Source organism: Nocardia sp. NPDC005745 (assembly GCF_040630775.1).
Lineage (GTDB): Bacteria > Actinomycetota > Actinomycetes > Mycobacteriales > Mycobacteriaceae > Nocardia.
This window is the reverse complement of record NZ_JBEXYF010000073.1, coordinates 1-8,328: the sequence shown is the minus strand read 5'-3', so window position 1 is coordinate 8,328 and position 8,328 is coordinate 1. Positions and strand designations below refer to the sequence as shown.

7 protein-coding genes and 1 pseudogene are annotated in these 8,328 nt (G+C 65.0%); 5 read left to right on the top strand and 3 right to left on the bottom strand.

Features of this window, described 5'->3' with window-relative positions:
* Positions 1-710 precede the first annotated feature (710 nt).
* On the top strand, positions 711-1,163 hold the full coding sequence (locus ABZ420_RS35585) for a threonyl-tRNA synthetase editing domain-containing protein (protein ID WP_357132481.1): 453 nt from the start codon (positions 711-713) through the stop codon (positions 1,161-1,163).
* A 411-nt stretch (positions 1,164-1,574) separates the two neighbouring features.
* Positions 1,575-1,831 (top strand): annotated as a pseudogene (locus tag ABZ420_RS35580) (hypothetical protein).
* A gap of 636 nt (positions 1,832-2,467) precedes the next feature.
* On the opposite strand, the gene ABZ420_RS35575 reads toward ABZ420_RS35580, so the two are convergent.
* Positions 2,468-3,841 carry an FAD-dependent monooxygenase gene (locus tag ABZ420_RS35575; protein ID WP_357132479.1) on the bottom strand — a complete coding sequence of 458 codons (1,374 nt, stop codon included), beginning with the start codon at positions 3,839-3,841 and terminating at the stop codon, positions 2,468-2,470.
* A 34-nt stretch (positions 3,842-3,875) separates the two neighbouring features.
* On the opposite strand from ABZ420_RS35575, the gene ABZ420_RS35570 reads away from it, so the two are divergent.
* Complete coding sequence (locus ABZ420_RS35570; protein ID WP_357132477.1) at positions 3,876-4,562, top strand: TetR/AcrR family transcriptional regulator; 687 nt, start codon at positions 3,876-3,878, stop codon at positions 4,560-4,562.
* Between the two features lie 278 nt (positions 4,563-4,840).
* Here the strand turns inward: ABZ420_RS35570 and ABZ420_RS35565 are convergent, their stop codons facing one another.
* Entirely contained in the window at positions 4,841-5,059 is a 219-nt protein-coding gene (locus ABZ420_RS35565; protein ID WP_357132474.1) for a hypothetical protein, read from the bottom strand.
* A 465-nt stretch (positions 5,060-5,524) separates the two neighbouring features.
* On the opposite strand from ABZ420_RS35565, the gene ABZ420_RS35560 reads away from it, so the two are divergent.
* Positions 5,525-5,761 carry a hypothetical protein gene (locus ABZ420_RS35560; protein WP_357132471.1) on the top strand — a complete coding sequence of 79 codons (237 nt, stop codon included), beginning with the start codon at positions 5,525-5,527 and terminating at the stop codon, positions 5,759-5,761.
* A gap of 20 nt (positions 5,762-5,781) precedes the next feature.
* On the top strand, positions 5,782-6,435 hold the full coding sequence (locus tag ABZ420_RS35555) for a formylglycine-generating enzyme family protein (RefSeq protein WP_357132484.1): 654 nt from the start codon (positions 5,782-5,784) through the stop codon (positions 6,433-6,435).
* A gap of 12 nt (positions 6,436-6,447) precedes the next feature.
* Here ABZ420_RS35555 and ABZ420_RS35550 read toward each other — a convergent pair whose 3' ends face one another.
* Positions 6,448-7,347: a hypothetical protein gene (locus ABZ420_RS35550; RefSeq protein WP_357132468.1), complete on the bottom strand. Its 900-nt coding sequence runs from the start codon at positions 7,345-7,347 to the stop codon at positions 6,448-6,450.
* Between the last annotated feature and the right edge of the window lie 981 nt (positions 7,348-8,328).

The window sequence follows — 8,328 nt, the reverse complement described above, 5'->3', positions numbered from 1 at the left end:
GATACCGATCAACCGTCAGCCTCGACACAGCGGACATGATGCACGAACGAGGCACTCCGAACACCCTGTTCGGTCGATTGGGAGACAGAACCTAGGCCGGGTTACGGATGCCTATTGATGCGGGATATTTGTTCAGTGTCGACAAAAGGCTAGAGCCCAGTCGACGCAGAGGCTGATTACATAATTTCGGTCACCGATTGCAAGATGCTATCTCACCTCCGCCTTTGTCGCATGAAATCGTCGAGAATCGCAGTAGTGCCAGGTGCCGTGGAGAGGGCGCCGAGTTTGCTGCAGCGCTGCGACCTGTCCAATTGATGAAGGAGGTGTTATTCGATGAGCGCAGAAGGGTGGATACCGCAGGAAGGTGATATGCAACTACGCATTTGGTTGGCGAACGTCGCGTTCGATTACGTCGCCTCCGTAGCGGCGGTGCACAATGTGATCCACGATTGGGGCCGAAAGAAATGGTTCACAATCGAGTTCACTCCCGGTCCCTTCGATCCGTCTCGCGCGCTGCCTCGCTTACCGTGTGAGCAGCTCTTCCTCGGACCCTGAAGGCTGGGGCCTGGAGGCCTTATGCAAGACCGCAGGCATCGGCGGCAACGACGCTAGCTGGGCGGGAATCGCCTGTTCTTGTTCTTGCCCCGCTCCGGCGAACCGGCCGGACGTAAAGAATTCCTCATCCCAACGATATCGCCACAAGATAGCATATGAAAATCTTCATCAGCCGCTGCCGGACATTCGAATATATCGTTACCACGGCAGGCCCGTCGGCCGTAAAGCTTGAGCCCACGAAACTGGGGGTACCACAGTCTTTTGCACATTGCCTCGCGCTGATGATCGGCGTGGAACGCGGTGACCTCTCATCTTTGTCATTGGCCACGAAGATGATCCGGCGCGTCGTGACAAAGACGGACGCCACCTCCATCGTCATCAACGGCTTTTCGCACTTGGCCACTCCGGACAATCGGCCCGACGTCTCGGTCGCCGAGAAAGTCTTGTCGGATCTTTCCGATCGGCTGGAAAGACGCGGTGAGCGCGTGCATCTGATGCCGTTCGGCTGGAACAAGCGATGGCGCGCCGACGTCCTCGACGGTGAATGGGAGCAGCGCGTCATCCACTTACCAGCGCCCAGCACCAACAGGTCCGCTGCGACAGCGTAAAGTACTGGCTTGCTGGCACCGCACCGCGCAAGGGCAGACGCAGCCGCAATCGTCGACCGCGGGTTCTCAGTGCATAGTCCATCGTGCCCGATCGGCGCCGGTCGGGTCGAGAGATCGGGTGACCAGATACAGGCACTTCCGCGCGGGGGGATTCAACTGGCCAACGCAACCCCGGGTGGATTGCAGTCTGGCTCTGAGAGTAGCTGCTCAGGCGTTTCGGCAGGGCTGCGCCAGCCGAGACGTTTGGGGGGGCCGGTTGTGGAGTTCGGTGACGACGACGCGCTCGCGCCTGTGGTTGAAGACGGCGATCCGCCGGACGACGGCCGTGATCATCACAGGCTGAGTTCCTAACAGCAGTGGCGGAGAGCGTGGAGCGCTCGGCTCCTCTGTGCCTACGACGAGTCGGGCAGGTTGGTCTACGTTGGGCACGTCGGCACGGGCTTCACCATGGCAACCGGGCACTGCTCGAGCGGCTGATGGACTTGACCACAACCGACAGTCCGTTCGACCGACCGGCACCCTCCTGGCGGGTGAGTGCGGCGCGCTGGGTGAAACCACAACTGGTGGGCACCGTCGAATATCGAGAGTTCGTCTGCGCGCTGCGGCATCCGAGCTGGCGAGGATTGCGGACTGAGATCGACCCCATCGTGGTGCGGCTACCGACCTGAGACGTTCGCATCCCTCAGATCTGAAGCTGCCATGGCTGGCTGCCCGCTCTGCGACGCGACCGTCGCCGAGCCCCGGAATTCGGGCGTTGGCGTAGCCACCGGTGTTCCACACCAACCAGCGGAAGTGCTGCGGGAGGAATGCCTGGCGAGCGGGAACACCCGGTGCCGGAGAGTGTGGCCAAAACGCCACACCGCACCGATTGCAGTAGAAACCGGCCTGCCATACCGGATGCGCGCTGCGACGTCCCCGAACGATTCTGCCGTTGCGACGATTGCTGGAATCCAAGGTTTTCGGCGCAAGTTTTGGTCGCAGCGCCCGGCCACCGCCCTGCGCGCGTCGTCACGGGGGAACGGTCACACCCGGGGCTTGCTTGCCGCATCGCTGTTCGGGAATTCTGTCCTCACGCGGCCGCGGACGTGGAGGCAGCGCCCGCGACGCGGCTAGACTAGGTTGCCTTCCCGCTGCTGTGCATGGAACGGGGCTGCGCCGGTACCAGGCCGACAGCGACCCGGCCGCACGTCGGCGACCGGGCCTGTGAGCTCTCGACCACGGTCGGAAGGCGCTCGACCCGTTGATCTCCCGTAAGCGCACGTCAGCCGTTTCCAACCGCGGCCTGCGACAGTGCAGGGCGCGCGCTAGCGGTACGAACTGCTCACGAAACCGTCGGGGCGGACCAGCACCGTCCCGTACGGCCAGCCGTCCACCACGTGCACCGGAACGTCGGCCTCCACGCCAGGATCGGCTGTGAGCACGCACCACTGTGATCCGACGAGATCCAGCGTGGACACCCCGTCGGCCACCCACATGTGCGGCAGGCGGGATCCCGGCGACCCGTCGAGGTCGAGGGCGACGTCCTCGGTGGAGGGGAGTTCCGCGCCGCCGTACCGGTAGCCCAAGTGCACCACCGGCGCGTTGATCGCCCCCGCCGCCTTGCGCGCCTGCGCCATGTCCTTGCCCCAGTGCAGGGACGGATCGTTGAACCGCAGGCGTGCCTGCTCCATCGTCATCAGGGCTACCGGATGGCGTTCCGTGTGATAAGTCTCCAGCAGTTCGGGTCCGGCCTCACCGCGCAGTACGTGCGCCAGCTTCCACGCCAGATTGTGTGCGTCGGCGATGCCGGTGTTCAGCCCGAACGCGCCCAGCGGCGGGATGGCGTGCGCTGCGTCGCCCACCAGGAAGACCCGCCCGACCGAGAGACGATCGGCCACCTGGCCGCGACCCCGGAACCTCAGCACACTGCGGATCTGCACCTCGATCGACGGGTCGCCGAGCGCGGTGCGGATGAGGTCGGGAGTCGGCTCCGTGTCGAGGGCGGTGAGGAAGACCCACTCGCGTTCACCGTCGACGGTCACCAGCAGGCCGGTCGCGTCCGGATGCTCGATATTGCACATCGCGAACGGCTCACGCGGATGCAGATCAGCGTCGAACAGGACGCTCGTCGTTTCCCGGCCCATCACGCCGGGACCGGTGAGGCCGATGCCGAGGACCTGCCGAACCCGGCTGCGCACACCGTCGGCCGCCACCAGATAGCGCGCCCGCACGACACGCCCGTCGGACAGGGTCGCCGTCACGCCGCCGGAATCCTGCTCGAACGAGTCGAGCGCCACGCCGAACTCCACGTCACCGGCCTTGGTGATCAACACACGGTCTAGCAGGTTCTGTCCGCAGGTGCCACGGATCCTGGCCGGTGTGTAGGTGAGCTCGGCCGCGGTTTTCGTCTTCCACTCCACGCCTTCGGTGAAGTCGGCCTCGGCGAGCGTGCGCCCTCTGATCTTCCCCGCCCGCAAGTCGACCGCGGCCTCGTTGACCGCATGATCCAGACCGACCTCGCGCAGGATCTCCACCGACCGCGACCCGATGCCGGTGGCCCTGGGGTGGGGCGAGGGCTCCGGCTTCTCCTCGACGACGAGGGGCTTGACGCCGTGGTGGCGCAACAGCACCGCGAGCATCAGCCCTACGGATCCGCCGCCGGCGATCAAAACATCAGTGGATACAGTGTGCCCGTTCATGGGCACACTGTATCCACTTCGGTAGACTCTGTCCATGTCGCTTATCTGGGAACGTGAGCCGTACCGGTCGAAAAGGCAGGCCCTGAGCGTGGAGCGCATCGTGGACACCTCGGTCGCCATCGCCGACGCCGAGGGGCTCGACGCGCTGTCGATGCGCCGCGTCGCCGCCGAACTATCGACCGGTACCACCTCGCTCTACCGCTACGTGGACAGCCGCGACGACCTGCTCGACCTCATGGCCGATGCGGTGCAGGACGACCACGTGCCGCTGACGGGAGACTGGCGCGCCGACCTCGAGGCGTACGCCCACCACGAGCGCGAGCTGTGGCTGCGGCACACCTGGCTCGCCCCGTTGCTGGCCACCCGGCCTTCGCTGGGCCCCAACTGGCTGCGCGGCTTGGAGCGCGCCCTCACCGCAGCCGCGCCGCTGACCTCGGACATCGCCGACGCGGCCTCGGCTGTCGGGCTGATCAGGGATTACGTGCGCGGCGCGGTCATGCGCGAGCTCGCCGAGAAAGAGACCCAGCGGCGCACCGGTCAGACCGAGGACCAGTGGCGCGCCGCCGTCGCCCCTTACATGCACAAGGTCATCGAGAGCGGCGCATATCCCTTGGTTGCGCGCATGACCAAATCTGCCGACATGAGCCCAGCCGAACAGTTCTCGAACGGGTTGCGCCGCATCCTCACCGGGATCGCGGACTCTCAGCGGACGGCAAAGTGATCACGAAGGCGGTGTTCGGTCATCGCCTCGTGCAACGCCGTCTAGAGGACGGCTTTGGTGAACTGTTCGAGTAGATCACCACCTGCGGGTTGCGCCGTGGCGGGCCGCCCTGGAGGCGGCGCACCGCGACCGCTTCCAGCAACGGCGCGAGCATCGGTGCATCGCCGGCTTGGCCGGGTGTGATCAGCACTGCCAGGCCACGGCCAACCATCGGTGAGCAGGTGCACTTTGGTCGTCGGCCGACTGCGTGAGCGCCCTATCGCGTGATCAGCAGGTAATCACCCCGACACCGAGTCACGCAGGGCGCCCGCGCCGTGCTGGTGCACCCGCACAGTCGTGGAGTCGATCGAGGCCACCCAGTCCAGATCACCAGTGGTATCGGCCAACGCCAGCAGAGCGGTCGACACCCGATCCCATGTGCCGTCCGCGGCATAGTGGCGGTGCCGCTTACACGCCGTCTGCCACGGCCCGAACGCTCCCGGGGCAGGTCCCGCCACGATCTTGCCTGCGCCGCGTAGGCACATCCGTTGTCAGCGTGACTTGTCGAATGCGGTGCACTTGGCAGATTGTAAGCATTCGTGTATCGTAAGCAGCCACGTATTATATCGGGAAGTCATCCGACGGTCGCCATCGAGGATGCGCCTTACCTATGGTCGGAGATGATCAAGGAAAGGACCCGTCCGGTGGGTCACTACAAGCGAACAGTTCTGCCGCTCGCGGGCAGCACAATCGCGCTCGTCCGGCGTCCGGATCCGCATCGTTCTTCGCCACCGGTTGACTGACATGCGTTCGGTGCGGCAGCGTTCCGGACTTGCTGCGCACCAGCCTCCGTGGTGCGGTCGGCGATGCGATCACCTCATGCGCGCCGCCGTGCTTACGGGCCCCACCGCGCGCAGCTCCGCCTATCGAAGTCGCCCACCTCGCACATCAACACCTTCCTGTCGGCATGTGACGGTTACGCCGTGGCCGTAGGTACCTATGTACTCGTCCGCCCCGACGGCTATGTGGGCGGGATCAGCGAATCCGCAATCGCGGTCCGGATCGCTCGCAAGGGCATCGAATCAGCACGATCGATGGAGGCGATCTGGTTCCCGATCCGATACGACCGCAAGGCCACCCACTACCTCGGCTTCCTCACCCTCGCCGCCGTATTGGCCTGCGACAAGAAACTCGCTCGTATCGGTAGCATTCCTGCGTGAACATGCGCGTGGGAATCGAGATGGTCGATATACCGCCTGGGTGCGTGGAGCTCTCTGATCGGCGGACCCAACGCAGCTGGTCGGTTGAAGTCGGCGCCTTTCGGCTGGCGGCTGTCTCGGTGACTCAATCGCAATATGCCCAGGTCACCGGCCAGTGGCCGAGTGGCACTCGAGGCGACCGGTTGCCGGTCGACAGCGTGTCGTGGAGCGATGCGATTCGTTTCTGCAATGCGTTGTCCGAGCGAGTCGGCCTGACACCTGCGTACCGCATCGTCGCTGGTGAGGAGGAAGTCGACCAGATCGGATCGGCCGATGGGTTTCGACTTCCTACCGAAGCAGAATGGGAATACGCGTGCCGTGCGGGCACCACCACCGGTCCGCGCTACGGCCAAATCGCCGAGATCGCTTGGTACCGTGCGAATTCCGGCGGTCGCGTGCATGAGGTCGGCACGCAGCAGCCCAACGCCTGGGGACTGTACGACATGCTCGGCAATGTGTGGGAATGGTGCTGGGACATCTACGACCCCGACGTGTACCGCAGTTATCGCGTGCTTCGAGGCGGCGGCTGGTTCGACGAACACTGGAGCTGCCGAGCCTCGGTGCGACGACGCAGCCACCCCACGCTCCAAATCGACGACGTCGGATTCCGAATCGCGCGTTCAACACCGCCCTGACCTGCAGTCAGCCTACGAGTCGTGAGGGGAGGAGGCAGGAGGCCACGGCGGCGCCGGCTCTCCAGAGTTCTCGACCGGTGTGAGGAACCTGCCATCCGGGCGTTCTGTGCGGTATACGGCCACATCCGAACCATACATTTCGGTGACTTCGCGGAGTCGGTGCCGCACCACCGACAGCGGGCCCTGTTTGGAATCCACATAGACCTCGCCAGAAGTCACGTCTGCGACCACCCCAGAATGTGTGACGACGGAGTCGGCGTTCCGGTAGACCACCACATCCCCCGGAACCGCCGCACCGATATCGGCCACTCTGCGGAACCCGTTGTCCGACAGGATCTCGTTGACCCAACGCCCCGCCAGCCACCCCGCTTCGCCGTCGTGGCTGAAGGTGTATCCATGACAGTTGTAGTGGGGGTTGATCGGTGCGAGCGACTCGAGCCGATCGAGTCGGACACCGCTTTCGATGTGCATTTGGAGCAGTTCGGTCAGACCGGCTCGGCTGCGGAAGATCCGCGGTACGAATGGGGGTGGGGCGGTGGCAGTGCCCTCCCAGATAGTGCGCGGCGGGATCACCGTTCCCGCATCGGTCGTATGGGTACGCAGCGTGATCGGGTCGGTGGCCCACCCCGTTCTGGCGATATGTGCAGCTATCTCATCGGGCGTCGGGATCGGATCTCCGCCGTGCGCCGACACGGAAAGGTCGCTGTTCGGACGCGGCCCATGACCGGGGTCACCCGTTACAGACAACGCTTGCCTGAGCTGAGCTGCAAGGTCGGCGTCACGGTCTGGTAAAGCGTCCGCGGCCTCGGCTGCCGCACCACTGTGCCGCCGCAAGTTTTCGGCGAGGGCTCTGCCGGCCTTCGTCAGAGTCTCGGAGAGCGAATGCGCGATCTCGGCGGCCTTCCGACTCACACTCCCGACCATTGATGCCCTTTCTCGGGTCCGCATGTTCCAGGCGTTCGTCGTCGACCCCGGCCAGCCGCCTCGCACCGGTACAACCCTGCGCGCATATCTCCGCCTCTGGGTCGCACCCGCCGTCGAGTCGCTGCGGCCGCGACCGGTGGGTCAGCTGTCCAGTAACCGACCGTGAAGCTTCATCGCCAGTACGGGTTTCGTGGGAGCCGGTCCTACCGACCGGACCGAACCGGAGCCCACGCTAGGACTTTCCCATCGCGTACAAGTTGTCCGTAGTGGTCGGGGTTGATGGGGTCGAGGGCCAAGTTCAGGAGGGGTACCGCGGCTTGTGCGGGGGTGGGTGCGTCGCCGATGTTCCACCACATGGCCGAGGTGGCCAGCGGGACCGAGGTCGCCGTGCCCTGGGCGGGGTTTGATCAGTTCTGGCGGGATGGTGCTGCTGCCGAGCCCGCCGGTGTGGCGTTGCCGGTCGGTGTAGATCGGCCCAGCATGAGCGCATTCGCGGTGATGCAGTCCTGGGCCCAGCGCCGGGGCGTTTCGACGGCGAAAACACGTCGGCGGTCTTGGCCTGGCCGTAGGCCAGCCACGGATCGTAGAGGCGGAAAGCGAAATGCGCATCGTCGAACACCACCGGCGAGAGTTGGTGTCCGCTGGAGCTGACCACCACGAAGCACGCCGGACCCGTTGGCGACTTCGCTCAGCGGCGTCCCGGTCCGCTATCGCGATTCCCCGCCGCTGCGATCGGTGGCGCCCACGCCTATGAGTCCCGCAACACCCGTTACCTCGGGTCTTGGTCGAACTGGGGACGCCGCCGCCTTCCTCGAGCCCGTCTCTCCCGCTACCGGCGACGAGGGCCGCTACTCGAATAAGTGCCATTGTGGTACTAGTACTCCAGCCGCACTTCGTTATGTTGTGCCTGTCTTCGCTGGTAGTGGGCCTGTTTGGCGCGGTGTTGATGTCTTCGTCGCCAGGTCGACC